This window comes from Micromonospora sp. NPDC005257, from assembly GCF_042872445.1.
GTDB lineage: Bacteria > Actinomycetota > Actinomycetes > Mycobacteriales > Micromonosporaceae > Micromonospora.
In genome coordinates this window covers 49,814-76,462 of the sequence record NZ_JBIAKL010000010.1, presented here as the reverse complement: position 1 = coordinate 76,462, position 26,649 = coordinate 49,814, and the positions used below count along the sequence as shown (strand labels likewise).

Here is a 26,649-nt window from a genome sequence, read left to right as displayed (position 1 = left end):
GCCTCGATCACTTGCCGGCGTCGTCCGGGATGGAGGAAACCGCCGTACCCACCGATCCGGCGGCCAGACGGTGCCGGCGGGCCGGCCGTGGCAGGCCGACCAGGAACTCCGGGAACATGCCGAAGAACGTCCGGGCGCTGCGCAGCTCCAGCGTGTGCGCCCGGGACCAGCGCATCGAGTTCGTCGCGCGGGCCCAGTGGTGGGTCCACCGCACGTCACCGAGCACCGCCACCGGCAGCCCGTGCCGCCAGGCGCGCAGCCCCAGCTCGTGGTCCTCGTAGTAGAGGAAGAACCGCTCGTTCCATCCGCCCAGCGCGGTGAGGTCGGTGGTCCGGCCCGCCACCGCCGCGCCCATCACCCAGGCGACGTGGCGCGTCTCGCCGGGCGCGGCCACCAGCCGGTACGCGGCGTGCAGCCGGGACAGCGGCCACACCTTCCGGTTGCCCAGCTTCGCCGTCGCGTACGGGAAGCCGCGCCCGTTCGCCTGCGGAGTGCCGTCGCCGGCCAGCAGCTGCGGCGCGACCAGCCCGCCGTGTGTGTCCAGGTGCCGGGCCAGCGCGTCCAGCCCGTCCGGGCGCACCTCCAGGTCCGGGTTGGCGAACAGCACGTACCGGCCGGTCGCCTGGTGCAGCGCGACGTTGTTGGCGCGGGAGAAGCCCACGTTCTCCGGCAGCCGGATCACCCGCGCGCCCAGCTCCTCGGCGACCGCCGCCGAGTCGTCGGTGGAGGCGTTGTCGACCACCAGCCACTCGTACGGCTTCGGGCCGCGCCAGCAGCGGCGCAGCGTCTCCGCCGAGTGGTAGGTGACTGTCACCACGGTCCACGGCTGTGCCGTCATCACGCCCTCCGAGCGGAAAGGTAGCCGAACAGGGACCCGAACCCGAACCGCCGACCGGTCCAGCGGCGGCGGGCCGCCGGCCCTTCGGCCAGCCCGCGCCCGATGCCGCGCAGGAACGGGCGCAGCAGGCCCTGCCGGGCCCGCCGGGCGGCGAGCGCGAGGTGCGCCAGCGCCAGCACCGGCACCGCCACGAGCAGCAGCGGCCAGGTGAACGTGCGGGCGGCGACCAGCAGCCGGTTGCGGGCCAGCAGGAAGGCCCGGAACCCCTGTAGACGGTCGTCGCCGTCCACGCTGTGCCCGCCCGCGTGCGGCAGCACCACGTCCAGCCCGCGGGTGCGCAGCCCCGAGGCGTAGAGCCGGAACGCCAGGTCGGCGTCCTCACCCCAGGCGAACAGGTGCTCGTCGAAGCCTCCGAAGCGCCGGTACAGGGCGGCCGGGAAGACCGCCGCGCCGCCGGACGGGCCCAGCGGGGCGCGACCCGTGGTGGCCCGCCTGTCGATGAACAGCGACACCGGGTTCAGGTCGATGCCCACGTACTCGCCGCCGTGCATGGCCAGGCCGACCGCGAGCGGGGCGTCCGGCTCGGCGGCGACGGCGGCGCAGATCCGGGCCAGCGCGTCGTCCGGCAGCCACACGTCCGGGTTCAGCAGCAACAGGTGGCTCGTCGTCACCGTCGCCACCGCGCGGTTGCAGCCGGCCGCGAAGCCCGGGTTGGTGGCGTCGGGCAGGTACGCGTACCGGTCGGCGGGCAGGTGCCCGGCGATCACCTCGGCACAGGCGTCAGCGGGCCAGTTGTCCGCGAAGACGAACCGGACCGGCAGGCCCCCGGCGCTGCGGACCCAGGTCGGCAGCGTCTCGGCGAGCATGCCGGCGGACCGGTAGAGGACGGTGACCACGGTGAGCCCGTCGAACGTCATGCCGTGCTCCTGCCCAGCCGGTGCAGCACCCAGAGGCCGGGCACCAGGCTCAGCCAGGTCGGATAGATCAGCGGATACAGCTCGTAGACGCCGAACAGCGCGAAGTAGACGACGAACGCCCGCGCCAACTGCCCGGCCGGCGCGCGGGAGAACTCGAACCACCGCTCGGTAGCGCCCACCGCCAGCCCCAGCGCGGCCAGGAAGAACACCGCGCCCAGCGGGCCGTAGTCGAGCAGCGGGATGGCCACGAACGTGGCCGTGTTCATCAGGTACGGCTGGCTGAGCTGGGACGTCAGCCCGTACAGATCGGCCTTCCCGACGATCGGCTCGACCCGGGAGCCGAGGAACGTCAGCGAATACGTGCCGTACCGGGGTTCCAGGTGCTCCCGCTGCGACCAGACCCGCCCGAACGTCTCGGTGGACGAACTCAGCGACAGGTCCAGCGATCCGGCGCTGCTGGCCAGCGCGTTGCTGCCGTAGCGGGCCCGGAACTCGGTCTCGAACGCGCCGGTGCCGGCCATGGTGCGCTGCCCGCCGAGGAACACCGCCGCGCCGAGCGCCACCGCGCCGATCAGCAGCACCACCGGCGTGCGCGCGGCCAGGAACGACACGGCCCGCCCCCGGGTACGCCGTACCGACAGCGCCGCGATCAGTGCCGGCGCGATGCCCACCAGCACCGAGTTCTTGCTCGCGCCCAGCGCCGCCCCGACGGTGAAGACAGCGGCCAGCGCGTAGTAGACCGGCAGCGCCCGGCCGCGCGCGGACAGCGCGCGCAGCAGCGACACCGCCATGCCGAGCGTCCACGCCTCGGACAGCAGCCCGATGACCAGGTTCGCCTGCTGGCGCAGCACCTGCCGGGCGGCGTCCGGGTTGTCGGCGAGCAGCGGCGGCACGGTGCCCCGGAAGCGGATCGCCGCGGTCGCCACGGCGATACCGAGCAGCACGAACAGGTACGTCAGCAGGCGACGCTCGGACGGCCAGGACAGTGCCGGGCGGGACCGGGCGGCGTCCTCGTCCCGCCTGTCGATCAGCCGCCACCCGACCGCCCAGGCCAGCAGGAAGACCGTCACGTATCCGGCGAGCACCGGCAGCACCCCGCGACCGGCCCAGGAGTCGTACGGGCCGGGCAGCACCCGCACGGCGAGCAGCGCGGCGGTCCAGACTGCGGCGCAGGCGGCGAGCGCCCACATCCGCAGGCGCGCGGTGAGCAGCGTGCCGACGGCCAGCGCCAGCGTGACGGCGATCCCGGTGTCGGCAGTCGCCAGGAGCAGCGTCGCGCCCAGCGCGAACGGGATCCCGACCGACCAGAGCCGCCGCTCAGCGGGTGTCACGGGCGACCGTCCGGTACAGGTCGTGCCAGGTGTCCACGCATCCGTCGAACGAGTGCCGGTCCGCGTACCGCCGGGCCAGCTCGCGCCGCCGCTCGTCCCACGCGGCCGGGTCGGTGGCCGTCCGCACGGCGGCGGCCAGCGCCCGCGGCGTCAGCTCCGCCCGGTACGCGAGCACGCCGTCACCGGCGGCTGTCACCTCGGTCAGGCCGCCCGCGCCGGAGTGCACCACCGGCACACCGAGCGACATCGCCTCCAGCGCGCTGCGCCCGAACGCCTCCACCCGGGACGGCACCAGCAGGCAGTGCAGCCGTTGCAGGAACGGCGCGGCGTCGACCCGGCCGACCAGGTGCAGGTTCGGCCGCTCCTCGACGTCGACGGTGCCCGCCCCGGCGACCAGGAACTCCACGTCCGGCAGCTCCGCCGCGACGCCGGCGAGCAGGTCCGCGCCCTTCTCCCGTTCCAGCCGGCCGAGGAAGCCGACCCGCACCGGGCCGTCCGGCGCGAGACCGCCGGTGTCGGACACCTGCGGCCAGATGGCGGGCAGCGGATTCGGGATCACCCGCACGTCGCGGATCCGCCCGCGTACCCGAAGCTCGTGGGCCTCGAAGTCGGAGACCGCGACCGTCGCGTGCGGCCGGAGCCGCCGGAACATCAGGTCGGTGCTGATGTTGGCCTGCACCGCGGCCTTGGCGCGCAACGTCTCGGCCGTGTCGCGGTACTGCCAGAGGCTGTTGTGCAGCGTCACCACGAGCGGCGTGCGGCGGCCCCGCACGCCCAGTCCGGCGCGGGCGTGCATCGCGGCGGAGAGCAGGTGCGCGCTCACCACGTCCGGGCGCAGCTCCTCGACGAGCGTGCGGATGCCGCGCGCGTACCCGAGGTCGACCCGCTTGGCCGCGCCGAGCGGACGCCACGGCACGCCCGCGTCCCGCAAGGCCGCCGCGACCTCGTCATCCGGGGTGGCGGCGACCACGTCGACCCCGCGGGCGGCCAGCGCCGGCAGCATCTCGATCAGGAAACGCTCGGCCCCGCCGAGCTGCCGCCGCCCCGACCCCCCGGTGGTGCAGACGAACAGCACCCTCATCGGACACCCATGCCTTCCAGGGCGCCGCGGGCGATCGCCCGCCGCGCCGCGCCGCCGCCCACCGCCGCGCGGGCGAGCACCCCCAGGGTGTACGCGGAACAGGCCACTGAGCCCCGCCATCCGGCCAGCTCACGGCTGGCCCGGATGAACTCCCGGGTCTGCCGGCGGGAGATCTCCTCGGCCGCCCACCGGCGCTTCGCGCTCGCGTCGTCCTCGTGCGTGACCACCGCGTCCGGCAGGTACGCCAGGCGCAGCCCGAGCCGGCGCACCGCCCAGCACAGCCGCAGGTCCTCCGAGTAGAAGAACGACGACTCGTCCACCCCGCCGATCCGGTCCAGCGTCTCCCGCCGGATCGCCACGAACGGCCCGGAGAGCCAGTCGCCCCGCTCCGGCGGGGCCACGATCCGCAGCCTCGGGAACACCAGGCTGAGCCCGGTGGCGTGCGCGACGCCGGTGCCCACTGTGAGGAAGCGGCCGGCGGCGGTCTGGTCCCGGCCGGTCGCGTCGAGCACCTTCGGGAAGGCGGCACCCACAGTGGGGTCGTCCAGCTCGGCCGCCAGCCGTTCGATCGCGCCCGGCCGGACGAGGATGTCGTTGTTCGACAGCACCACGCGGGACCGGGTGCTGTGCCGGACGCCGAGGTTCATGCCCTTGGCGTAGCCGAGGTTCGTCTCCGAACGCACGTACCGGGCACCGGTCTCGGCGCACATGGCCCGCAGCCTGTCGCTGATCTCGGCGGCGCTGCCGTTGTCCACCACGACGGCTTCGACACCCTGGGGGAGCGAGCGGACGCAGCCGTCGGTGCGCTCGAAGTCTTCCCAGGTCAACACGACGATTGAGACGTCCACCGCTAGGCCATCCGATTGACGAGGAGGTGCGTGGACCGCTGGAGTCGCTGCCGGGTGCGCAACGCGTAGACGCCGTAGGCGACAGACGACGCGACCGCCGCGCCGAGCGCGCCGGCCCACGGGATGAGCAGAACGTACAGCACCACCGACACCGACATGGTGACCAGGGCCACTGCTGTGGTGGCCTGCTCACCGGCGCGCTTGAGCAGCGTCGCGCTCCACGTCTTGCCGGCGGACAGCGCCAGCGTCCCGGGCAGCAGGAGCAGCCCGAAGATCCAGGCGTCGCGGTAGTCGGGCGCCAGCACGCCGAGCACCGCCAGGCCGATCACGGCGAGCGCGGCGATCGGCAGCGCCGACTTGACGACGTCCCGGCCGTGGTCGCCGATCGCGTCCGGGTCCCGCTCGGCCAGGATCCGTTGCGCCCGTACCACCGCGCCGGACTGCGCGAACTCCAGCGCCGCCACCGCCAGCGCGAACACACCGAGCGCGCCGGCGCCGGCGAAGCGGGCGACCAGGACCTGGCTCAGCCGGTACGTCAGCATCTGCGCGCACACCCCGACGTGCAGCCGGCCCACCGCGAGCAGGTCGGCGCGGTACTCGATGCGCCCCGCCGTCGCCGCCGGCACCGGCCCGAACCGCCGTGCCCAGCCCAGCACCGCCATCCCGAGCACGGTCGCGGTGGCGACCTGCACGCCCAGCCACAGCACGCTCCACTGGCCACCGTCGAGCCGGTGACCCAGCCAGAGAAGCCCGTACCCGGCCACCAGCACCGCGCCGCCGAGCGCCCGCATGGTGTAGACGAACCAGAACCGCTTGAGGCGCAGGCCGAGCGAGGCCGCCGTGTTGAACACGGTGAGCGCGCAGCCCGCCCCGATGCCCACCGGAAGGCTGCCCAGCCCGGCCAGTGTGGTCAGCAGCGCCGCGGCCAGCGCGGTGAGGCCGAGTGAGACGGCGAGGATGCCGGCGATCCACACCCGGCCCCGCGACATGATCCAGCCGGCCGGCCGGGACAGCAGGAACGTGTCGACGGACAGGCCGCCGAGTGCGGCGCCCACAGTGGCGCTGACCATGTTCGCCGCGAGTTCGCCGCGTTCCGCCGCCGGCAGCGTCACCGACACCAGCGCGGCGAGGCCGGTCAGGCCCAGGGCGACCAGATAGAGACGCTCGGGGGAGACGATCCGCCGGACCCGGCCTAACACCCGGCGCCCAGGCGCCGATGTCGGCCGCGAGCCGGCCATGCGGTATCCACTCGTCTTCCCCCAAGATGCGCGGATGTGTGCGGGCCTGTTCTACCCGACCGATGCGGCACAGCGCAATGACCGGCGGACGGGTGCGCCCCGGCGGCAGGTCGCCGGTAGGGTGACGCGTCGTGGACCTCGCCCACTTCCGCGACACGATCGGCAGGCGGTGGCCGATCGTGCTGGCGCTGACGCTGCTGTGCGGCGCGCTCACCGGGGTCCTCGCCGAACGCCGGCCGCCGGTCTACCGGGCCGCGACCCAGATGATCGTCACGTTCGCCGCCGAGAAGCCCGCCGCGCCGCCGCCCCGACCGCCGGCCGACGAGGCGGGCCGGCTGATGCAGCGGCGGGTGAAGACGTACGCCACCATGATGAACACGCCCCGGCTGACCCGCCCGGTGATCGACTCGCTCGGGCTGCCGTATACCACCGACGACCTGGCCGGCCGCGTCGTCGCGTTCTCCACCGTGGACTCGCTGGCGATCGACGTGGCGGTCACCGACCGGTCCGCCGACACCGCCGCGGCGATCGCCGCGGCGCTCGCCGTCGAGCTGCAACGGATCGCCGAGCGCGACCTGCCGCCCGCCGGGCTCGGGCTCAAGGCCCACGTCGCCGTGGTCCGGGCCGCCACCCCGCCGGGGCGTCCCGAGCCGGTGCGATGGCAGTGGTACGCCGCCGGTGGCGCGCTCGGCGGCCTGGCTGCCGGGGTCGGTGTCGCCCTCGTGCTCGGTTACCGCCGGGCCGGCACCCCGGTGGGCGCGGACGTGCGAACGCTCTGGGCCACAGCCGTGCGCCGCCGTCCGGCCGGCGCGGCGGCCCCGGATCAGGCGGACGAACGGGCGTCCAGCGCTGCCGTGAAGGAGCGGCAGGCGTCGTAGCCGGGCAGCCGGCCCGCCGCACGCGCCTCGGCCAGACGCGGCGCCGCCGCGTCCCGCTCGGACAGCAGGGGCGTCGTCGCCGGCCAGTCGATGTCGATGGCCGGGTCCAGCGGGTGCACGGTGTGCTCGGCCGCCGGGTTGTACGTGGCGGAACAGAGGTAGCTGAGCGTCGCGTCGTCGGTCAGCGCGCAGAACCCGTGCCCCAGCCCTTCGGCCAGGTAGACGGCCCGCCGGTCGATGTCGTCGAGGCGTACCGCCTCCCACCGGCCGTACGTCGGCGAGCCGACCCGCACGTCCACCACCACGTCCAGCACCGCCCCGCGTACGCAGGTGATGTACTTGGCCTGGCCGGGTGGTACGTCGGCGAAGTGGATGCCGCGCACCACGTCCCGGGCGGAGACGGAGAGGTTGCCCTGCCCCAGCCGCAGCGGGTGGCCGACCGCCTCGGCGAGCCCGTCGAAGCGGTACCACTCCAGGAACAGGCCGCGCGGGTCGGTGTGCTGGTGCGGGGTCACCTCCCAGGCGCCCTCGATGCTCAACGGACGGATCTTCACGACGCGCTCCCCGAACCGGACCGCTCGGCCAGCAGGCCCAGCAGATAGTCACCGTAACCGCTGCGGGTCAACGGATGGGCCAGCATCCGCAACCGGTCGTCGTCGATCAGCCCGGACCGCCAGGCGACCTCCTCGACACACCCGATCTTCATGCCCTGGCGTTCCTCGATCACCCGGACGAACTCGGCGGCCTGCATCATCGACGTGAAGGTGCCGGTGTCCAGCCACGCGGTGCCCCGGTCGAGCACCGTCACCGTCAGCTCGCCCCACGCCCGGTACGTCTCGTTGATCGCGGTGATCTCCAGCTCGCCCCGGGCGCTCGGGGTCAGCTTGCGGGCGATGTCGACCACGCGGTTGTCGTAGAAGTAGAGGCCCGGCACCGCGTACCGGGAGCGGGGATGGGCCGGCTTCTCCTCGATCGACAGCACCCGGCCGGCGTCGTCGAACTCGACCACGCCGTAGTCCTGCGGGTTGGCGACCGGATACGCGAAGACCCGGCCGCCGGCCGGTTCGCCGTGCTCGGCGAGCTGCCGGCCGAGCCCCGCGCCGTGGAAGATGTTGTCGCCGAGGATCAGCGCCACCGACTCGTCGCCGATGAAGTCCGCACCGAGCAGGAACGCCTGCGCGATGCCCTCGGGCCGGGGCTGCTCGGTGTACGCCAGGCTCAGCCCCCACTGGCCGCCGTCGCCCAGCAGCCGCTCGAACTGGGGGCGGTCCTCCGGCGTGGTCACCACGAGGATCTCCCGCACCCCGGCCATCACCAGAGTGGAGAGCGGGTAGTAGACCATCGGCTTGTCGAACACCGGCATGAGTTGCTTGGAGACGGCCCGGGTGATCGGCCAGAGCCGGGAACCGGTGCCGCCGGCGAGAAGGATTCCACGCACCCGCGGAGACTACCCGCGCCGCAGTCGCCCCCGTGGCCCGTCGGCGTGCCACGCCGTGCCGTCGGTACGGCGTAGACTCCACGTCCCGTGAGGATCCTCGTCACCGGCGGCGCCGGCTTCATCGGGTCGGAGTACGTGCGGATGCTGCTGGGCGTTCCCGGTGGCGACGCGAGCGGGGTCCCGGCCGAGGGCCCGGCCGCGCTGACGGTGCTGGACAAGCTCACCTACTCCGGCAACCTGGCGAACCTGGCGCCGGTCCGCGACGATCCCCGGCTGCGCCTCGTCCGCGGTGACATCTGCGATCCGGCGCTGGTCGACGAGGTGGTGGCCGGGCACGACGTGATCGTCCACTTCGCCGCCGAGTCGCACGTGGACCGGTCGATCACCGGCGCCGCCCCGTTCGTGACCACCAACGTCCTCGGCACCCAGACGCTGCTGGACGCCGCGCTGCGGCAGGGCGTCGGTCGGTTCGTGCACGTCTCCACCGACGAGGTGTACGGCTCGATCGAATCCGGCTCCTGGACGGAGGACTGGCCGCTGGCGCCGAACTCGCCGTACTCCGCCTCCAAGGCCGGGTCGGACCTGCTGGCGCTGTCCTACCACCGCACCCACGGCCTGGACGTGGTGGTGACGCGCTGCTCCAACAACTACGGCCCGTACCAGTTCCCGGAGAAGGCCGTCCCGCTGTTCGTGATCAACCTGCTCGACGGCGGCACCGTGCCGCTCTACGGCGACGGCGGCAACGTCCGGGACTGGCTGCACGTGCACGACCACTGCCGGGGCATCGCCATGGTGCAGGAGAAGGGACGGGCCGGGGAGGTCTACCACATCGGCGGCGGCACCGAGCTGACCAACCGGCAGCTCACCGAGCGGCTCCTGGCCGTGTGCGGGGCCGGCTGGGACCGCGTCGTGCCGGTCACCGACCGGAAGGGCCACGACCGTCGCTACTCGCTGGACATCAGCAAGACCAGCAGCGAGATGGGGTACGCCCCGAGCATCGACCTCGACCGGGGCCTGGCCGAGACGGTCCGCTGGTACCGGGACAACCGGGCCTGGTGGGAGCCGCTGAAGACGGCCGGCCACCGATGACCCGGGTGCTGGTCACCGGCGCGGGCGGGATGCTCGGGCGGGACCTGCTCGCCGTGCTGCGGACCCGTCCGGACCTCTCGGTCACCGCCGCCACCCGCGCCGACCTCGACGTCACCGACGCCCACGCCGTCCGGGACGCGGTGAGCGGGCACGACGTGGTGCTCAACGCCGCCGCGTGGACCGATGTGGACGGCGCCGAGACACGCGAGCGGGACGCCACAGCCGTGAACGGCGACGCGGTCGCCCACCTGGCCCGCGCCTGTGCCGGATCCGGCGCGCGCCTGGTGCACGTCTCCACCGACTACGTGTTCGCCGGGGACGCCACCGAGGCGTACCCGGAGGACGCGCCGACCGGCCCGGTCAACGCGTACGGGCGCAGCAAGCTCGCCGGGGAACAGGCGGTGGCCCGGCTGCTGCCCGAGACCGGGTACGTCGTGCGTGCCGCCTGGCTCTACGCCCCCCACGGGCGCAACTTCGTCACCACGATGCTGCGGCTGGCAGCCGAACGCGACCGGCTCGACGTGGTGGACGACCAGCGCGGCCAGCCCACCTGGTCGTACCGGCTCGCGGAGCGTCTCGTGGCGCTCGCCGACGCGGCGCTCGCCGGTGACGCGGCGCCGGGGACGTACCACGGCACCGCCGCCGGTGAGACCACCTGGTACGGCCTGGCCCGCGCCGTCTTCGCCCTGCGCGGCCTCGACCCGGAGCGGATCCGGCCGACCACGAGCGACCGCTTCCCGCGCCCGGCGCCGCGCCCCCACTACAGCGTGCTGGCGCACGGCCGGTGGGCCGCCACGAAACTGCCGCCGCCGGGGCACTGGCGCGCGGACCTGACCGAGGCGCTCAGCGCCCCCCGGCCCGGAACACCTCGCTGACGGTACGCAGCACGATCTTGATGTCGAGCCAGAGCGACCAGTTCTCGACGTAGTAGTTGTCGAACCGCGCCCGGTCCGAGATCGGCGTGTCCCCGCGCAGGCCGCTGACCTGCGCCAGCCCGGTGAGCCCCACCGGGACGCGATGCCGCATCGCATACCTCGGGTACTCCACTGTGAACTTCTCCACGAAGTACGGCCGCTCCGGCCGGGGCCCCACCACGCTCATCTCGCCGCGCAGGATGTTCCACAGCTGCGGCAGCTCGTCCAGCGAGGTACGCCGCATGAACCGCCCGATCGGCCCGACCCGCTCGTCGTGCGCGATGGACCAGGTGGTCTGCGACTCGTGCTCGTCGGCCGGGCGCATGGACCGGAACTTGACCACGTGGAACGGCTTGCCGTACCGCCCGATGCGCTCCTGGCGGAAGAACACGCCCCGCCCGCCGTCGAGGAACGTGGCGACGGCGCAGAGCAGCAGCAGCGGGCTCAGCGCCACCAGGGCGGTCACCGCGAACACCACGTCGGAGGCGCGCTTGAGCCGCCAGCGGGGACCGGTGAGCGTGGTGTCGCCGATCTTGATGATCGGGATGGCGCCGATGTGGTCCGGGTAGCCGCCCTGCGACCGCGACCCCCACAGGCGCGGCACCGCCCACAGGTCACAGCGGGAACTGGCCGGGCGCAGCAGCGCCTCCATCAGGTCGGCCTCGGAGCAGTCCGGGTCCGCGATCACCAGGACCTCGCACTCCAGCATGTCGACGAGCTTCTCCAGGTCGTCGATGGTGCCGATGGGCGGCAACGAGCCGATCCCCGCCCGCGACCGGGCGTCGACAGCGCCGACGAACCGCAGCCCGTACTGCGGGTAGCGGCGCAACAGCCGGGCCAGCTCGCCCCCGATCGGCCCGCCGCCGATCACTATCGCGTTGTGCTCCACCCACCGGCGCTTGCGGGCCAGCAGGATGAGCCGGCTGTTCAGCGCCCGGCCGACGATCACCAGGCCGGCGGAGAACGCGACGCCGCGCATGAACCCGCTGACGTGTGGCACCGAGTCGTGCCGCAGCGCCGCGATGATCGCCCCCACCGCGCCGGAGGCCAGCAACCGGCCGCCGAGGCTCGGCAGTTCGTCCAGGATGCTGATGTGCCGGCGCGGCCGGTAGAGCCCGCCCGCGGCGAACAGGCCCACTGTGAGCGCGGCGTTGAACAACGTGCCACGCCAGTAGTCCTGGGTCAGCAGCAGCGGCGTGAGCAGTGCCGCGACGTCGATGGGCGCGGTCACCATCCAGGCCCGCAACCATCGGGTACGCGTCGACGCCCGCGAGCCCGCGTACGGCAGCACGGTCGTGGTGTCCATGCCGCTGTCCATCGGCGTGTTCATGGCCGCGCCGGAGGACGGTGCGGACGGATGCTCGTACGCCGGCAGGCGTGGCATTGTCGATCCTTCCCCGTGACGCCCCCGGCCCGGATGCAGAGACCGGCGGCGATCGCAGGATACGAGCGGCCTCGCCCCGCCGCCAGCACCGGCATGGCAGCTCGACGTCCTACTTACCGCTGACGGCGAGGATCTCGGTGACCGAGTCGCGGCGGACGGCGTCGAACAGCGTCTTCGAGCGCGCCGGATCCGGGAACACGACACTCTCGCTGCCGACCCGGCCCGTCCCCTTCACCGGGCAGGTGAAGAACGTGAGGTTGCCGCCGCGCAGGCCACGCATCTCCATCGCCAGGTCCACCAGCGACAGCGACTTGTCGACGGCCACCGAGTCGGATGTGGCGCGGACGAAGGAGTTGAGCTTGGCCGGGTTGGTCAGCACGCCACCCGACGCGGCCTTGTCCAGGATTGCCTTGATCACCTGCTGCTGGTGGCGGATGCGCGCGAAGTCGCCGTCGGGGAAGGCGTGCCGCTCCCGCGCGTAGTCCAGCGCGGCAGCGCCGTCCATGGTCTGCCGACCCTGCTTGAACGTCCGCGTGCCGATCAGTGAGTACTTCGTCGTGAAGCCCTCCTCCACGTCGATCTCGACACCGCCGAGCGCGTCGATGATCTCCTTGAAGCCGGCGAAGTCGACCATCGCCACGCTGTCCACACGTACGCCGCTGAACTTCTCCACCGTCTGCACCATCAGCGGCACGCCGCCCCAGGCGTACGCGGCATTGATCTTCGCGTCGCGACCGCCGCGGCCCTCCTCCGACTTCGGGATGGCCGTCCAGGTGTCCCGGGGGATCGAGATGAGCTGGGCGCTCGACCGGTCCTTCGGCAGGTGGGCCAGGATGATCGTGTCGCTGCGCGAGCCGCCGGTGCTCTGCGGGTCGCGGGAGTCGCTGCCCAGGATCATGATGTTCATCGCGCCCTTGGCCTCGACCTGCGGCCGCGACTCCTCCGGTACGCCCTCGAAGGCGTCGACCCGCTCGATGGACTTGTCGACCGAGCGGTAGTAGAGGCCGCCGGCCAGGGCGGTGCCGCCGGCGAGCAGCACCACGACGAGCAGCACGATCAGGGCGATCCGCCGGCCCCGGCGGCGCCGGGGCGCCTTCTCCTCCGGCGGTCCGCCCGGCTCCACGTCGGAGCCCTGCGGATGGGCGTCGGGGTCGGTGAGCTGGTGGCGATCGGACATGCCGCGATGCTACTGAGTCGCGTCGTACCGTGTGGGCCCTTGCCGGAGAGTGTCGTCCCGGCGCCGTCCCGGCCGGCGTGGTCTCCACCACCTGCGGATTAGCTTTCGCTTAGCTCGCTTGTCCGCCGGCACGCTGGTCCGGCAGCATCGACCGGCGTGACCGATGGCACCGCACCCCACCCGCCGACCACGGGTGACGCGCCCGGACCGGTGGCCCCGAACGGCCGGCGCCGCGCTGCCACCGGTCGCCGCCGGCTCGCCGCCGCCGGTCTCGTCGCCGTCGCCGCCGCGGTCGCGGTGACTCTCGCGGTACGCGGCGCCGCCGCCCCCGCCTGCGCCGCCCCGCTCCCGCGCGCCGCCGCCCTGCCGGTGGCTGCCGCTCCGCCCGCCGGCGGCGCGACGCACAGCGGCAAGGCCACCTTCTACGACTCCGAGGGCGCCGGCGGCAACTGCTCCCGGCCCGGGGCGCCCGCCGACCGGCTGTACGTCGCGCTCGGCCCGAGCGAGTACGCCTCCGGTGCCTCCTGCGGCGGGTTCCTCGACGTCGCCGGCCCGCGGGGCACCGTCCGGGTGCTGGTGATGGACCAGTGCCCCGAGTGCGCGCCGGGTCACCTCGACCTCTCCGCCGAGGCGTTCGCCCGGATCGCCGATCCGGTGCAGGGGGTGGTGAAGATCACCTACCGCGCGGTGGTGAACCCGTCGTTGCCCGGTCCGCTCACCTTCCGGATGAAGGAGGGCTCCTCGCAGTGGTGGTTCGCCGTCCTGGTGGGCGACCACGGCAATCCACTGCGCTCGGTCGAGGTACGGCAGAACGGCTCGTGGCGCACGGCGCAGCGCCAAGACTACAACTACTGGCTGATCGAATCAGGGGCCGGTCCCGGTCCGTACGAGATCCGGGTCACCGACGTGTACGGCAACCGCGCGACAGCCACCGGCATCCGGATGCTCCCCGGCCAGGTGCAGCGCAGCAAGACCCGGATGTACGGCGCCAAGCCCGCAGCCCGCACAACCGCCCCGAGGAAGCCGAGCCCCACACCCGCCACCCCCACACCCGCCACCCCCACCCGTTCCCCCCTCAGCCCTTCCACCCCGAGCCCGTCCGCCCTCACCCCGGCCCTCACGGACCCCCTCGTGCGGGCAGCCGCCACCCCATCCACCCCCTGCTCCTGACCCACCCACCCACCCACGCTGATCTTGCTTTTGCGGCCCCGGCGAAGGGTGCATTCCGGTCGTCCTGCGGGCCGAAACTGCAAGATCGGCCGGGACGGGGAGGGCAGGCGCCGGGGCGGGGAGGGGCAGGCGCCGGGGCGGGCGGGGTGGGTCAGTGGGGAGGGAGGAGGGGAAGCCACATGAGGATCTCGTCGCGGGCGTCGGTGGGTGACAGGCGCAGCGCGGCGGGGAGGCGGCCGACCTCGCGGTAGCCGAGGCGCTTGTAGAAGCCGTCCAGCCCGAGGCCGTCGCGGATCGTCACGTGCAGCGCCTCCAGGCCGAGCCCTCGGGCGACCCGCTCGGCCTCGCGCATCAGCGCCGCGCCGTGGCCGCGCCCCTGCGTGTCGGGGTGCACCATGACGCGCTTGAGCACCCGCCAGTGCGTCTTGAGGTGGAACCGGTTGTCGGCGATGACGAGGACCGCGACCAGCCGGTCGCCCTCGTAGCCGGTGAGCAGCCGGTCCGGCCCGTCCGCGATCTCGTCCATCGTCGAGGTGGCGAGCGGGCGTACGTCGTCGGCCGTGACCGGGGCGACGAAGCCGACAGCGCCGCCGGCGTTCGTCACGTCCACCCAGAGCGCGACGATCCGTTCGCGCAGCTCAGGGGTCAAATCGGGATCGAGTACGAAGCGCAGGTCCACGCCGTAATCCTGCGCGCGGCAGTGCGGCCGGCACCCACGTTCGTGACCTTTGCGACAGTCGCCGGGGCCGACAGTCGCCGGCGCCGACCGGCGTGGGCGGACGAATGGTAGGGCCGGCGGGATTCGAACCCGCACTGGTGCGGACCTAAACCGCATGCCTCTGCCGTTGGGCTACGGCCCCTCCATGGTGAACACCGTAGCCCTGCACGGCCGTCGCGGCCGACGCGGCGGGCGGCCGCCGATCGGGAAGCCGGTCGGTGTCACAGCCTCCGGATCGTAGACCACATCCGGAGCCACCGAGGCCGTCCGGCCCACTGCTGGCGCGTACGGCTCAGTCGAGACCGAGATCCCGGCGCAGCTTGGCGACGTGGCCGGTCGCTCGCACGTTGTACAGCGCCCGCTCGATCTTGCCGTCCTCGTCCACCACGAACGTCGAGCGGATCACGCCGGTGACCGTGCGGCCGTACATCTGCTTCTCGCCGAACGCGCCGTACGCGGTCAGCACCGCCTTGTCCTCGTCGGAGACCAGCGGGAACGTGATGGCGTCCCGGTCGCGGAACTTGGCGAGCTTGGCCGGCTTGTCCGGCGAGATGCCCACCACCTCGTACCCGGCGGCCTGGAGCGAGGCGAGCGAGTCCCGGAAGTCACACGCCTGCTTGGTGCAGCCGGGCGTCATGGCGGCCGGGTACGCGTACAGGATGACCTTGCGGCCGCGCAGGCCGGCCAGGGAGAGCGTCCCGCCGTCGTCGGTGGGGAGGGTGAAGTCGGGGGCGGGGTCGCCAGGGCTGAGGCGGTCGGTCATGGCGGTGACGATACCGCCGGGCCGGTACGGTCGACCGGCGGCGACGCGCGGGCGCGGTGACGGCCATCATGAGGTTGTTGCAAGATATTGGCAACAGTGCCGTCCTGGAAATACGCTGAGCGCGTGGACACCCTGGCGATGCACATCTCCAACGGGATCATCAACGGTCCGGTCGCCGCGATCTTCGCGGCTCTCGCCCTCGCCGCGCTCGCCTTCTGCGTGCTGCGGGGCCGAGCCGACCTCGACGACCGGCTGGCCCCGATGGCCGGCCTGGTGGCGGCGTTCATCTTCGCGGTGCAGATGCTCAACTTCCCGATCTTCACCGCCGGGGTCAGCGGTCACCTGCTCGGCGGCGCGCTGGCCGCGCTGCTGGTCGGCCCCTGGGTCGGCGCGCTCTGCGTCGCCGTGGTGCTGATCGTGCAGGCGCTGGTCTTCGGTGACGGCGGGGTGGCGATGCTCGGCCTCAACATCACCAACATGGCGCTGCTCGGCACCGCCGCCGCGTACCTGCTGATCGCCCTGCTGCTGCGCGTGCTGCCGCGTACCCCGGCCGGGCTGGCGGTCACGGCGTTCGTGTCCGCGCTGGTGAGCGTGGTGGTCGCGTCCCAGGGCTTCGTCCTGCAGTACTGGCTGGGCGGCACCACCGATCTCGGCGGCAACCTCACCGGCCTGGCCGGCACCATGGCCGTCGCCCACCTGCTGATCGGCATCGGCGAGGGACTGATCACCGCGACCACCGTGGTCACCGTCGCCAAGGTCCGGCCCGATCTGGTGTACGCGCTGCGCGCCCTCAAGCCGGCCACCCCGGCTCCCGCCGTCCCGGTCGCCGGAGGTGCCCGATGAGCAAGCGTCACTGGCCGTTCCTGCTCGGCGGCCTGCTGGTTGCCCTGCTGCTGGCCGGCGTGGTGAGCAACTACGCCTCGTCGCACCCGGACGGGCTCGACTCGTCGCTGCTCAAGGGCTGCACGGTGAACGCCGACGACGAGATCACCGGTGGCAGCTGCCCGGCCCAGCAGGCGACGGACCACGAGCTGGCGGACAGCCCGCTGGCCGACTACGGAGTACGCGGGATCGGCAACGACTTCGTCTCCACCGGCCTGTCCGGCGTACTCGGCGTGCTGCTCACCTTCGCGCTCGGCGGCGGCCTGTTCTGGCTGGCCCGCCGTCGCGGACCCGCCGCGCCCGCCGCGCCGACCGCGCCGGCCACGACGACCCCGGCCACCGCGAGCGCCGGCCCGGCGGACGAGGCCACGACCCCGTCCAGCGGCACCCGCTGACCATGGGCGCCGGGCACGCGCACGTGCTCTACCGCGAGTCCGGCTCGCCGGTGCACCGCCTCCCGCCGGAGGTGAAGATCGCCGCGATGGTGCTGTTCACAGTCGCGGTGGTGGCCACGCCCCGGGAGGCGTACTGGGCCTTCGGGGGGTACGCGCTCCTGGTCGCCGTGGTGTCCGCGCTGGCCCGGATCGGCCCGCGCTGGCTGCTCAGCCGGGCGCTGATCGAGCTGCCGTTCGTGCTGTTCGCGTTCGCGCTGCCGTTCCTCGGCGCCGGGGAGCGGGTCGAGGTGGCCGGGCTCGCCCTGTCCGTTGACGGGCTGCACGGCGCGTTCAACATCCTCGCCAAGGGAACGCTCGGCGTACTCGCGTCGCTCCTGCTGGCGGCGACCACGACGACGCGTGACCTGCTGATCGGCCTGGACCGGCTGCGGTGCCCGCAGATCCTCACCCAGATCGCCACGTTCATGCTGCGCTACCTGGAGGTGCTCGTCGGGGAGGCCCGGCGCATGCGGGTGGCCCGGGTGTCGCGCGGGGACGACCCACGCTTCCTGTGGCAGTTGCGTGGCTTCGCGGCCGGGGTCGGCACGCTGTTCCTGCGCGCGTTCGAGCGCGGCGAGCGGGTCTATCTGGCGATGCTCTCCCGCGGCTACACCGGCCGGATGCCGGCGGTGTGGCAGGGGGCCGGCGCGGCCACCGCCGGCCAGTGGGCGGCCGCCGCGACGGTGCCGGCGATCGCGGCCACCATCGCCGCCGTCGCGCTCGTCCTGCAATGATCGGGTACGTGCAGCAGCCACCCTCCCTGGACGTCAACGGCGTCCGGTACGCGTACCCGGATGGTCACGTCGCCCTGCACGGCGTGGACCTGACCGTGCCGCGCGGCGAGCGGGTGGCGCTGCTCGGGCCCAACGGCGCCGGCAAGACCACGCTCGTGCTGCACCTCAACGGCATCCTCACCCCCGCCGAGGGCACGGTGAGCGTCGGTGGCCTGACCGTCACCCGCGACCGGGAGACGCTGGCCGAGGTACGCCGCCGCGTCGGCATCGTCTTCCAGGACCCTGACGACCAGCTCTTTCTGCCCACTGTCGCCGAGGACGTCGCGTTCGGGCCGGCCAACCTCGGCCTGCGCGGCACCGAGCTGGCCGCCCGCGTCGACGAGGCGCTCGCGGCGGTGGGGATGAGCGAGCATCGGGACCGCGCACCGCACCACCTGTCGTTCGGGCAGCGGCGCCGGGTGGCGGTGGCGACGGTGCTGGCCATGCGCCCGGAGATCCTGGTGCTGGACGAGCCGTCGTCGAACCTCGACCCGGCCGCGCGCCGGGAACTGGCGGAGATCCTGCGCGCCCTGCCGGTGACGCTGCTCATGGTCACGCACGACCTGCCGTACGCCGCCGAGCTGTGCCCCCGCTCGGTGATCCTGGACGGCGGCCGGATCGTCGCCGACGCTCCCACGCGCGACCTGCTGGCCGACGAGGCACTGCTGGCCGCCCACCGCCTGGAACTCCCCTACGGCTTCGCCCCCAGCCCGTCCTGACCCCCGCCCGTCCCGCCCCCGACCCGGCCGGGCCGCGGAACGAGGGGTGAGGGCGGGGTCAGGGGGCCGGGGTCGGGTGGCGGTGTGGGGTTGCGCGGGCTGCTCTCGCGGCGGTGCGCAGGCGCAGCAGTCCGGCGGCCACCGCCCCGGCGCCCGTCGCCAGGCTGACCACCACGAGCACCCGCACCAGCACCGCGGGGCCGGCCGCCGGGGGGACCGCGCGGGACAGCGCGGCCAGGTTCGTCGCCCCGGCGAACACCGTGAGGCAGGTGCCGGCGAGCGCGAGCACGAAGTCGGCGGCCGGGCGGCGGGCCAGCGCGTACCCGCCCGCGGCGAGCGCGCCGAGCCCGGTGAGCAGCGTCCACACCTGCCCGGTGACCAGCTCGGCGAGCATCCCGCCCACACCGGGGGCGCCGGTGTCGAACGCCCGGGCGACGGTCAGCGCGACGGTGGCCGCGCCGCCCAGGGCGAGCAGGCCACCCACCGCGCGCAGTGCCCGCACTCCGGCGGCGGTGCCGCCCGGCGCCAGCCCCGCCGCGCCGATCAGCAGGAAGCCCAGCGTGGCGGCCACCCACCAGGGGTACGGGTCGGGCGGCGGCACCCAGTCCAGCGTGCCGCGTACGGCTCCGGTGGCGTCACCGGCCCGCAGCGGCACCGTCCAGTCGCGTACCCGGTGTTCCCGGTCCGGGTCGGCGGCGACGGCGGCCGGCGGGGCGTTGTCGCGCCACAGCGTGCGCTGGTCGTGCCAGCGGGCGGTCGGTCCGTCGCCGATCCGCCGCCAGTCCGGCGCGGCGGACGGGTTCGCCTCGGCCGGCAGCCGGGTCTCGCCGGCCAGCGTCCGGTTGAGGTACGTGGCGGGGGAGCGGGTGTTCTCGTACACGCCACCCGGGCCGATGCGCAGGTACGGCTCACCGGAGTAGCCGAGCACCGTCACCTCGGCGCCGGTGTCGTTCGTCAGCTCCAGCCGCGCGCCGGCCTCCACCATGCGTGCGGTGAGGCCGGGGCGGTCCGGGTCGACGCCACTGATCGTGGCGCGGTAGTCGGTGCCGTCGGGCGCGTCCGCGCCGTGTGCGGCGGCCGGGCCGGCGAGCGTGAGCAGTGCGGTGGCCGCGACGGCGAGCACCAGCGCGGCCCGGCGCAGGGGTGTGATCACTTGCCGGCCGCCTCCACCGCCGCCTTGATCCCCTCGGGGCTGCGGTCCCGCAGCTCGCTGCCGTTGATCTTGATGGTCGGGGTGCCGGTCACGCCGGCCTTGCTCGCCTCCTCCGTGACGTGCTCGGTCCACGACCGGTACGTGCCGTCGGAGACGCAGGAGGCGAACTCGTCCCGGTTCAGCCCGACGCCCGCGCCGATGTCGACGAGTTCGTCGTTGCTGAGCCCGGCGCCACCCTCCGGCGGCTGCTTGGCGAAGAGCTGCTCGGTGAACTCGCGGAACTTGCCGCCCTTGGCGGCGCAGCCGGAGGCGGCCGAGGAGCGGGTGGAGTACTCGGTGGTGGAGAAGCGGTTGAGGAACGCGACCGGGTGGAACACCAACTTCGCCTTGCCCTCGGTGACGAGCTGGTTGAGCGTCTCGCCGTTGATCTGCTGGAACTGCCTGCAGGCCGGGCAGAGGTAGTCCTCGTACAGGTCGATGGTGACCGGTCCGGTGCCCTGCACGATGCCGGTGCCGGCGTCGTTGGCCCCGGGCGGGGCGGTGAACTCGCCGGACTTCTGGCTGGAATAGACGGCCCAGCCGATACCACCGGCGATGACCAGCACCAGCACGGCGGCGATCGAGGTCCAGAGCGTGCGCTTGCGCCGCTTCTCCCGGGCGATCTGCTCGCGTACCACCCGGGCCGCGTCCCTGCGCCCCTTACGACTGCTCATCGTCGTCCTCCACCGTGTCGTCGCCCGCCAGCCACCCGTCCACGGAGAACGGGGTGCGGGGCCAGATCAGCAGGAACCCGGCGAGCGCCAGGAACCCGAGGTCCCGGAGGATCTCCGGGAGGTAGCTGGGCGTCTGGCCGGCGGCGAGCTGGCCGCCGGTGCCGAAGCACCCGCAGTCGATGGCCAGGCCGCGGGCCCAGGCCGAGGCGATGCCGGCGACGAAGACCATCAGCAGCGCCGAGGAGACGCCCGCGCTGACCCGGGTGGCCAGCCCGACCAGCAGCAGCACGCCCAGGGCCAGCTCGACGAACGGCAGCGCCGCGCCGATCACGGTGGCCACGTCGTACGGCATCACCTGGTAGGCGTTCACGGCCCGGCCGGAGGCGGCCAGGTCGCCGACCTTGGTGCCGCCGGCGATCAGCCAGACGGCGGCCAGTCCGAGGCGGGCCGCGACGCCGAGCCAGGGTCGCAGGGCGTGCCAGCGGCCGGCCCGAGGGGAGGAGGAGGGGGTCACAGTCATTCGTCGTCCGAGCGCCACGAGAGGTTCCCGCTATCCGGCCAGCGTGTCGCCGACGGCGTTGACCAGCTCGTCGCGGGCCCGGGCCACCCGGGAGCGGATGGTGCCCACCGGCACCCCCTCCACGTCGGCGGCCTCGGCGTACGACAGGCCGAGCAACTGGGTGAGCACGAACGCGGAGCGCCGCTCGGCGGGCAGCCGGCGGACCAGGTCGGTGGCGCCGAGGTGGCCGGCCGGGTCCGGGTGAGGGCGGTCGGTGGCGGCCTGGGCGGCGAGCCGCGCGTCGAGCCGGCGGCGGCGCACCACGGTGCGCAGGTGGTCGGCGCAGGCCCGCCGGGCGATCCCGAGCAGCCAGGTACGTACGCTGGAGCGCCCCTCGAAGCCGGACAGCGCCCGGAACGCCCGCAGGTACGTCTCCTGGGTCAGGTCGTCTGCGCTGTCCGGGCCGACGAGCGCGGCGGCGAAGCGCCACACCTCGGCCTGGGTGGCCCGGACGAAGGCGGCCTGCGCGTCGCGGTGCCCGTCGCGGGCGGCCAGCGCCCAGCCGGTGGCCGCGTCCCGAGCGGCGTCGGGGCGGTCGGCGGGGGTGTCGCGTGGGCCGGGGATCACGTCACCCGACGTTACGCGGCGTACCCGGACGGGACAGGGTCCTTCGACCCATTCCGTGGTCCCGCACACGCCGGGAACTTTTTCCCGCCGCCGTGCGACTACCCACCCATGACATCCGAGCAGGCCCGGCGTGGCGCGTGCCGTCGGGCCGGCGGGGCGCTCGGTCCCGCCTACCGGAGACCGGCTCGCCGGACCCGGCCCGGTTCGGGAACCATGGCGGCATGACTGCTGCCGTACCCCGCCCGTCCCGGGTCGTCGCCGCCCGCTCCGGGGCCGTCGCCGGGCTGCTGCTCCTGCTGGTCGCCCTGCTGCTCGTCCCGGCCACCCCGGCCGCCGCCCACGCGGTCCTGGTGAGCAGCAGCCCGGCCGCCTCCGCCGTGGTCCCCGAGGCGCCCGCGCAAGTGGTGATCACGTTCAGTGAGGGCGTCCGCAAGGTGCCCGGGAAGGTCCGGGTGATCGCCCCCGACGGCTCGCGCGCCGACCGGGGCGAGCCGACCTTCCAGGGCGCCGAGGTCACCATCCCGGTGGACCCCTCCGGCGGGCGCGGCACCTACCTGGTGAGCTACCGGGTCATCTCGGCCGACAGCCACCCGGTCTCCGGCGCGTTCACCTACTCGGTCGGGGCGCCGTCCGAGCCGCCCACCGACAGCGGCTCGGACAACCGGGCGAACCCGGTGACCGAGAACGCGGTGAAGGTGGCGAAGTACGCCGGCTACGCCGGGTTGCTGCTGCTCGTCGGCCCGGCGCTGGTGCTGGCCGCGCTCTGGCCCCGCCGGCTGTCCCGCCGGGGACCGGCACGGCTGGCCTGGACCGGGCTGGGCCTGCTGGCGGTGGCGACGGTGGCCGAGGTGTGGCTCCAGGTGCCGTACGTCAACGGCGGCGGCCTGTTCGACGTGACCGGCTCCGGCCTGGGCGACGTGCTGGGCAGCGCCTACGGCACCACGCACCTGGTCCGGCTGGGCCTGCTCGCCGCGGCCGCGTTCCTGCTCCGGCCGCTGTTCGCCGGTCCGATCGGCCGTACCGACGGGATCATCCTGGCCGTCCTCGGCGGCGCGGCGCTGTTCACCTGGCCGCTGGCCGGGCACGCCGCGGCCTCGCCCGCGCCGGCGGTCTCCGTGCTGGTGGACGCGGTGCACCTGGGCGGCATGGCGGTCTGGCTGGGCGGCCTGGTCATGCTCGCGGTGTTCCTGCTGCGCGAGGCCGACGAGCGCGAGCTGGACGCGATCCTGCCGATCTGGTCCCGCTGGGCCGCGCTCGCGGTGGCCGCGCTGCTGCTGGCCGGCACCGTGCAGGGGCTCATCGAGGTGGCCAGCCTGCAGGCGCTGTTCGACACCACGTACGGCCGGCTGCTGCTCGCCAAGATCGCGCTGTTCGTGCTGGTGATCGGCGTGGCCGCGTACTCCCGGGCGCTGGTGCGGCGGCGGGTCGCCGCCGGCCGGCCGGGCGCGATGCGGCGGGCCGTGGTGGCCGAGCTGGTGATCACGGCGGTGGTGCTCGGCGTGTCGGCGACGCTCGTGCAGACCACCCCGGCGCGCACCGCCACCGCGACTGTCGCGGGTGCCGAGCAGGGCTACTTCTCCACCACGCTGAGCAGCCCGATCTACTCGCTGGAGGTCCAGTTCGACCCGGCCGAGACCGGAAACAATTCGCTGCACCTGTACGCCTACACCAAGGACAACCGCCCGCAGCCGGTGCAGGAGTGGAAGGTGACCGCCGCGCTGCCGTCGGCCGGGATCGAGCCGATCGCCGTCCCGCTGCTGCCGTTGAGCGACAACCACGCCACCGGCGAGATCAACCTGCCGGCCCGCGGCGACTGGCAGTTGCGCATCACCGTCCGTACCACCGACATCGACCAGGCCACGGTGACCGCCACCGTGCCGATCAAGTAACGGAAGGTCCCCACCCATGATCCGTCTCCGGCGTCCCGCGACAGTCGCCGCGCTGACCCTCACCGCCGTCGCCACGGCCGTGCTCGGCCTGGCCGGGGCGGCCTCGGCGCACGTCACGATCAACCCGGCCGAGGGCACACAGGGCGGCTACGGCCGGTTCGCGTTCCGGGTGCCGAACGAGAGCGACACGGCGTCGACAGTCAAGGTCGAGGTGAACCTGCCGGAGAACGCCCCGGTCGGCTCGGTCTCCACCATGCCGGTGCCGGGCTGGACGGTGGCCGTGGAGAAGCGCAAGGTCGACCCGCCGATCGAGGTGCACGGCAGCCAGCTCACCGAGGCGGTCTCCAAGCTGACCTTCACCGCCGAGCCGGGCGGCGGCGTGAAGCCGGGCGAGTTCCAGGAGTTCCCGGTGTCGATGGGGCCGCTGCCACAGGCCGACACGATGGTCTTCAAGGTGCTCCAGACGTACTCCGACGGCAACGTCTCCCGGTGGATCGAGGAGCCGGCGCCGGGCGCGGAGGAGCCGGAGAACCCGGCGCCGGTGCTCAAGCTGGCCGCGGCGGCGCCCGCCGCGTCGGGCGCGAGCGCACCCGCTGCAGCCGCCGCTGACGACGACGATGACGACGACGGCTCCGGCGTGGCCACCGCCCTCGGGGTGGCCGGCCTGGTCGCCGGACTGGGCGGCCTGGCCCTGGGCGGCCTGGCCTTCGCGCGTACCCGGCGGGAGCCCGCCGCGAAGTCCTGAACGTGAGCCACGCACCGGCCCGGCGGACCCGATCCGCCGGGCCGGTTGCCGTCCCGGGCCGGTGCTGCCGATATCCGGCGATCGGTCGACGCGCGTCGGTAAGGTCGGCCGGACAGTTGGCTACCGAGAGGGACGACGCGAATGCGTTTCGTACGCACGATCGCCGGCATGGTGCTGCTGGCCTTGGGGGTTCCGGCGCTGCTGGCGGGCGGCGGCCTCTGGTTCGCCGCCCGGCACGCCGGCCCGGACGGCGGGTTCGACGCCCGGTTCGAGCCGGTCCGCACACCCGCCCGCGCGGTCCTGGTGACCGACGTGGACGCGTTGCTGCGCGCCGACCTGCCGGTGGCGCGCACCGGTGAGCTCCGGCTGCGCCTGACCGCGCGGGACGACGGCGGCCCGGTCTTCCTCGGCCTCGCCCCGGCCGACCAGGTGCGACGGTGGCTGGCCGACGTCCCGCACAGCACCGTGCGCCGCGTCGCCGTCACCCGGGGCCGGCTACCTGTCGATCTCGACCCGGCCACCGCCGGCGCCGGCGCCGCCGCGCCGATGACAGAGCCCTTCTGGGTACGCCAGGGCGTCGGCTCCCTGGAGTGGAGCCCGGCGGAGCTGGCCGGCCGGTCGTTGAGCCTGGTCGTGCTGCGCGCGGACGGCGCGGCCGGCCTCGACCTGCGGATGCGTGCCGAGCTGCGGGCCGGATGGTTCCCCGCGCTGGCGTGGGCGCTGCCCGCCGGCGGGACGCTGCTGGTCGTCCTCGCCGTGGTGCTGCTGCTGCGCCCGCTGCGGCCCCGTGAGGTGGTCTTCGTGGTCGAACCGGACCAGGTGCCCGTGCTGGCCGGGCGCCTCGGCGTCACCTCGCTGAGCGGGCTCGGCCGGCAACCGGGCCCGGCTTCGCGCCCCGAGCGGCACCTGGTGGCAGTGGGCTCCGGGTGCGGCGGGCGGGGCCGCGCGGCGATCGCTGCGCCGAGCGGCCGATGCGAGGACCACGAGGACTGACGCGGAGAACCCGAACGGCCCTCCGCGCTGCCGACGCGGAGGGCCGTCCTTCACCGGGGAATCGGTGCTACCTGGGAGAAAACTGAGGTAGTTGCGACCAGATTAGCGCCTATCGCCATTGGTTGCGAGGTGTGTCCGTTCAGTCCGGGTCATTGACGGCGCGTCCCGGTGGTGACGGATCGGGAGTACCGCCAGCAACAGCAGGCTGAGCAGCACGTACAGGTTGCGGACGACGAAGTCGACCGGGTCGTCGGTGTGCACGACGGCGGTGCCCCAGTCCTGGAACGTCACCAGGCCGTACACGATCGGCAGGCCGACGACGGCGGTCAGCGCGAACAGGCCGCCGCGACGGCGGGCCCCGGCGGGCGTCGCCGGGTCGGCGTCCAACGCCGCGTCCACGAGCACCACCAACGCGGGGATGAACCAGTACAGGTGGTGGATCCAGGTGATCGGGCTGACCAGCCCGCCCACCAGCCCGGTCAGGGTGAGACCCACCAGCGCGTCCCCCGCCCGCGCCGCCCGCGCCGCCCGCCACAGGCCGAACACGGCCACCGCCAGCGCGAGCAGCAGCCACAGCAGCCGGTCCGGCTCGGCCGACGTGGACAGGCGGCTGAGCAGCCCGAACAGCGACTGGTTGCCGGTGTAGTCGGTGCGGCCCACCCGGTCGGTGGCCCACAGTTCGTGGGTCCAGAACCGCCACGAGTCACCCGGCGCGAGCGCCGCGGCCAGCAGCGTGGCCACCGCGGCGGCCACCGTGGCCACCACCGCCGCCCGCCACTTGCGGGCGGCGAGCAGGTAGAGCACGAAGATGCCCGGGAAGAGCTTGAGCGCCGCGGCCAGCCCCACGCCCACACCGGCCCAGCGCCGGCCCTGCGGTACGGCGAACAGCAGGTCGCCGAGGATCAGCACCACGAGCAGCATGTTGATCTGCCCGAGCGTGAGCGTCTCCCGGGTGCTCTCCACCGCCAGCACCAACAGCACGGCGACCGTCAGGCCGAACCCGCGCGGCAGGTCGTGGCGCCGCAGCACCGGCAGCACCAGCCAGCGGGTGGTCACCACCACGGCGGCCACTGTCAGCACCGCGAAGGCGGCGACCGCCACACCGAGCCGCAGGTATCCGAACGGGGCCAGCAGCAGCGCCGCGAACGGCGGGTAGGTGAAGTAGAGCGCGCCCTGCACCCGGTCCGGCTGGACGTAGTCGTAGAGCGGATGCCCGGACGTCCACCAGTCCACCGCCGACATATAGATCTTCTGGTCGTAGAAGTTGTGCCGCAGGTTGGGCAGGTAGAGCGCCGGCAGGATCGCGACGAGCGCCAGCACCGCCAGCACCCGGCGGGCCGCACGCGCACCCGCGCCGTCACGGGCGACGGCGGGTGGGGCGACGGGTTCGGCTGGCACGCAGGAAACCCTAGCGGTCCACCTCGGCCGCCGGGCCGAG

28 protein-coding genes and 1 tRNA gene are annotated in these 26,649 nt (G+C 73.9%); 11 read left to right on the top strand and 18 right to left on the bottom strand.

Annotated features, from left to right (window positions below; genetic code table 11):
* Positions 1-7: 7 nt before the first annotated feature.
* From ACFYO8_RS21490 to ACFYO8_RS21465, 6 genes are read right to left on the bottom strand one after another with little or no spacing between them, the layout of a single operon-like run.
* Complete coding sequence (locus ACFYO8_RS21490) at positions 8-838, bottom strand: glycosyltransferase family 2 protein (protein WP_354873470.1); 831 nt, start codon at positions 836-838, stop codon at positions 8-10.
* Positions 838-1,755, bottom strand: coding sequence for a glycosyltransferase (locus tag ACFYO8_RS21485; protein WP_354873472.1), 918 nt, complete (start codon positions 1,753-1,755; stop codon positions 838-840). The genes ACFYO8_RS21490 and ACFYO8_RS21485 overlap by 1 nt, the downstream gene beginning before the upstream one ends.
* On the bottom strand, positions 1,752-3,086 hold the full coding sequence (locus tag ACFYO8_RS21480; protein WP_387257449.1) for a hypothetical protein: 1,335 nt from the start codon (positions 3,084-3,086) through the stop codon (positions 1,752-1,754). Before ACFYO8_RS21480 ends, ACFYO8_RS21485 begins: the two co-directional genes overlap by 4 nt.
* On the bottom strand, positions 3,073-4,167 hold the full coding sequence (locus ACFYO8_RS21475) for a glycosyltransferase family 4 protein (RefSeq protein WP_354873476.1): 1,095 nt from the start codon (positions 4,165-4,167) through the stop codon (positions 3,073-3,075). Before ACFYO8_RS21475 ends, ACFYO8_RS21480 begins: the two co-directional genes overlap by 14 nt.
* Entirely contained in the window at positions 4,164-5,015 is an 852-nt protein-coding gene (locus tag ACFYO8_RS21470) for a glycosyltransferase family 2 protein (protein ID WP_354873479.1), read from the bottom strand. The genes ACFYO8_RS21475 and ACFYO8_RS21470 overlap by 4 nt, the downstream gene beginning before the upstream one ends.
* Positions 5,016-5,017: 2 nt before the next feature.
* Positions 5,018-6,214 carry a hypothetical protein gene (locus ACFYO8_RS21465; RefSeq protein ID WP_354873481.1) on the bottom strand — a complete coding sequence of 399 codons (1,197 nt, stop codon included), beginning with the start codon at positions 6,212-6,214 and terminating at the stop codon, positions 5,018-5,020.
* Between the two features lie 170 nt (positions 6,215-6,384).
* Here ACFYO8_RS21465 and ACFYO8_RS21460 point away from each other — a divergent pair, with 170 nt between their 5' ends.
* A complete protein-coding gene (locus ACFYO8_RS21460; protein WP_354873483.1) occupies positions 6,385-7,131 on the top strand; it encodes a lipopolysaccharide biosynthesis protein in 747 nt (248 codons plus the stop codon).
* Here ACFYO8_RS21460 and ACFYO8_RS21455 read toward each other — a convergent pair.
* The gene (locus ACFYO8_RS21455) at positions 7,077-7,685 is read right to left on the bottom strand and encodes a dTDP-4-dehydrorhamnose 3,5-epimerase family protein (protein WP_354873485.1); all 609 of its coding nucleotides are present in this window, start codon (positions 7,683-7,685) and stop codon (positions 7,077-7,079) included. The two genes, ACFYO8_RS21460 and ACFYO8_RS21455, sit on opposite strands and share 55 nt — an antisense overlap.
* Entirely contained in the window at positions 7,682-8,569 is an 888-nt protein-coding gene (gene rfbA, locus ACFYO8_RS21450) for a glucose-1-phosphate thymidylyltransferase RfbA (protein WP_354873487.1), read from the bottom strand. Before rfbA ends, ACFYO8_RS21455 begins: the two co-directional genes overlap by 4 nt.
* Before the next feature lie 87 nt (positions 8,570-8,656).
* On the opposite strand from rfbA, the gene rfbB reads away from it, so the two are divergent.
* Positions 8,657-9,658, top strand: a complete 1,002-nt coding sequence (gene rfbB, locus ACFYO8_RS21445; protein WP_387257447.1) for a dTDP-glucose 4,6-dehydratase — start codon at positions 8,657-8,659, stop codon at positions 9,656-9,658.
* On the top strand, positions 9,655-10,533 hold the full coding sequence (gene rfbD, locus ACFYO8_RS21440; RefSeq protein WP_354873491.1) for a dTDP-4-dehydrorhamnose reductase: 879 nt from the start codon (positions 9,655-9,657) through the stop codon (positions 10,531-10,533). The genes rfbB and rfbD overlap by 4 nt, the downstream gene beginning before the upstream one ends.
* Here the strand turns inward: rfbD and ACFYO8_RS21435 are convergent.
* Together ACFYO8_RS21435 and ACFYO8_RS21430 are read right to left on the bottom strand one after the other, a co-directional pair.
* Positions 10,502-11,956 carry a sugar transferase gene (locus ACFYO8_RS21435; protein WP_387257446.1) on the bottom strand — a complete coding sequence of 485 codons (1,455 nt, stop codon included), beginning with the start codon at positions 11,954-11,956 and terminating at the stop codon, positions 10,502-10,504. The genes rfbD and ACFYO8_RS21435 overlap by 32 nt on opposite strands.
* A gap of 109 nt (positions 11,957-12,065) precedes the next feature.
* Positions 12,066-13,133 carry an LCP family protein gene (locus ACFYO8_RS21430; RefSeq protein ID WP_354873495.1) on the bottom strand — a complete coding sequence of 356 codons (1,068 nt, stop codon included), beginning with the start codon at positions 13,131-13,133 and terminating at the stop codon, positions 12,066-12,068.
* A gap of 156 nt (positions 13,134-13,289) precedes the next feature.
* Here ACFYO8_RS21430 and ACFYO8_RS21425 point away from each other — a divergent pair, with 156 nt between their 5' ends.
* Positions 13,290-14,303 carry an expansin EXLX1 family cellulose-binding protein gene (locus ACFYO8_RS21425; protein WP_387188986.1) on the top strand — a complete coding sequence of 338 codons (1,014 nt, stop codon included), beginning with the start codon at positions 13,290-13,292 and terminating at the stop codon, positions 14,301-14,303.
* Positions 14,304-14,454: 151 nt separating this feature from the next.
* On the opposite strand, the gene ACFYO8_RS21420 is transcribed toward ACFYO8_RS21425, so the two are convergent.
* From ACFYO8_RS21420 to bcp, 3 genes are all read right to left on the bottom strand, one after another.
* On the bottom strand, positions 14,455-14,982 hold the full coding sequence (locus tag ACFYO8_RS21420) for a GNAT family N-acetyltransferase (RefSeq protein WP_354873499.1): 528 nt from the start codon (positions 14,980-14,982) through the stop codon (positions 14,455-14,457).
* A gap of 105 nt (positions 14,983-15,087) precedes the next feature.
* Positions 15,088-15,163 (bottom strand) — tRNA-Leu (locus ACFYO8_RS21415).
* A gap of 150 nt (positions 15,164-15,313) precedes the next feature.
* Positions 15,314-15,784 carry a thioredoxin-dependent thiol peroxidase gene (gene bcp / locus ACFYO8_RS21410; RefSeq protein WP_354873501.1) on the bottom strand — a complete coding sequence of 157 codons (471 nt, stop codon included), beginning with the start codon at positions 15,782-15,784 and terminating at the stop codon, positions 15,314-15,316.
* 123 nt (positions 15,785-15,907) lie between these two features.
* On the opposite strand from bcp, the gene ACFYO8_RS21405 reads away from it, so the two are divergent.
* From ACFYO8_RS21405 to ACFYO8_RS21390, 4 genes are read left to right on the top strand one after another with little or no spacing between them, the layout of a single operon-like run.
* The gene (locus tag ACFYO8_RS21405) at positions 15,908-16,627 is read left to right on the top strand and encodes an energy-coupling factor ABC transporter permease (protein WP_091419138.1); all 720 of its coding nucleotides are present in this window, start codon (positions 15,908-15,910) and stop codon (positions 16,625-16,627) included.
* The gene (locus ACFYO8_RS21400) at positions 16,624-17,061 is read left to right on the top strand and encodes a PDGLE domain-containing protein (protein ID WP_355094880.1); all 438 of its coding nucleotides are present in this window, start codon (positions 16,624-16,626) and stop codon (positions 17,059-17,061) included. Before ACFYO8_RS21405 ends, ACFYO8_RS21400 begins: the two co-directional genes overlap by 4 nt.
* Before the next feature lie 2 nt (positions 17,062-17,063).
* Positions 17,064-17,834 carry a cobalt ECF transporter T component CbiQ gene (gene cbiQ, locus ACFYO8_RS21395; RefSeq protein ID WP_354873507.1) on the top strand — a complete coding sequence of 257 codons (771 nt, stop codon included), beginning with the start codon at positions 17,064-17,066 and terminating at the stop codon, positions 17,832-17,834.
* A complete protein-coding gene (locus tag ACFYO8_RS21390; RefSeq protein ID WP_355094878.1) occupies positions 17,831-18,592 on the top strand; it encodes an ABC transporter ATP-binding protein in 762 nt (253 codons plus the stop codon). The genes cbiQ and ACFYO8_RS21390 overlap by 4 nt, the downstream gene beginning before the upstream one ends.
* A 58-nt stretch (positions 18,593-18,650) precedes the next feature.
* Here ACFYO8_RS21390 and ACFYO8_RS21385 read toward each other — a convergent pair whose 3' ends face one another.
* The 4 genes from ACFYO8_RS21385 to ACFYO8_RS21370 are packed head-to-tail and all read right to left on the bottom strand — an operon-like array spanning position 18,651 to position 21,584.
* Entirely contained in the window at positions 18,651-19,745 is a 1,095-nt protein-coding gene (locus tag ACFYO8_RS21385) for a hypothetical protein (RefSeq protein WP_354873511.1), read from the bottom strand.
* The gene (locus ACFYO8_RS21380; protein WP_355015207.1) at positions 19,742-20,458 is read right to left on the bottom strand and encodes a thioredoxin domain-containing protein; all 717 of its coding nucleotides are present in this window, start codon (positions 20,456-20,458) and stop codon (positions 19,742-19,744) included. Before ACFYO8_RS21380 ends, ACFYO8_RS21385 begins: the two co-directional genes overlap by 4 nt.
* Positions 20,445-20,978, bottom strand: coding sequence for a MauE/DoxX family redox-associated membrane protein (locus ACFYO8_RS21375; protein WP_354873515.1), 534 nt, complete (start codon positions 20,976-20,978; stop codon positions 20,445-20,447). Before ACFYO8_RS21375 ends, ACFYO8_RS21380 begins: the two co-directional genes overlap by 14 nt.
* A 30-nt stretch (positions 20,979-21,008) precedes the next feature.
* Positions 21,009-21,584 (bottom strand): sigma-70 family RNA polymerase sigma factor, encoded by a 576-nt coding sequence (locus tag ACFYO8_RS21370; RefSeq protein ID WP_354873517.1) that lies wholly within the window; start codon positions 21,582-21,584, stop codon positions 21,009-21,011.
* A 221-nt stretch (positions 21,585-21,805) separates the two neighbouring features.
* Here ACFYO8_RS21370 and ACFYO8_RS21365 point away from each other — a divergent pair, with 221 nt between their 5' ends.
* From ACFYO8_RS21365 to ACFYO8_RS21355, 3 genes are all read left to right on the top strand, one after another.
* Positions 21,806-23,473 (top strand): copper resistance protein CopC, encoded by a 1,668-nt coding sequence (locus ACFYO8_RS21365; RefSeq protein WP_354873519.1) that lies wholly within the window; start codon positions 21,806-21,808, stop codon positions 23,471-23,473.
* Positions 23,474-23,489: 16 nt separating this feature from the next.
* Positions 23,490-24,218 carry a YcnI family protein gene (locus ACFYO8_RS21360; RefSeq protein WP_354873521.1) on the top strand — a complete coding sequence of 243 codons (729 nt, stop codon included), beginning with the start codon at positions 23,490-23,492 and terminating at the stop codon, positions 24,216-24,218.
* A gap of 141 nt (positions 24,219-24,359) precedes the next feature.
* Positions 24,360-25,211, top strand: a complete 852-nt coding sequence (locus ACFYO8_RS21355) for a hypothetical protein (RefSeq protein ID WP_354873523.1) — start codon at positions 24,360-24,362, stop codon at positions 25,209-25,211.
* 102 nt (positions 25,212-25,313) lie between these two features.
* Here the strand turns inward: ACFYO8_RS21355 and ACFYO8_RS21350 are convergent, their stop codons facing one another.
* Positions 25,314-26,609 carry a glycosyltransferase 87 family protein gene (locus ACFYO8_RS21350; RefSeq protein WP_354873525.1) on the bottom strand — a complete coding sequence of 432 codons (1,296 nt, stop codon included), beginning with the start codon at positions 26,607-26,609 and terminating at the stop codon, positions 25,314-25,316.
* Between the last annotated feature and the right edge of the window lie 40 nt (positions 26,610-26,649).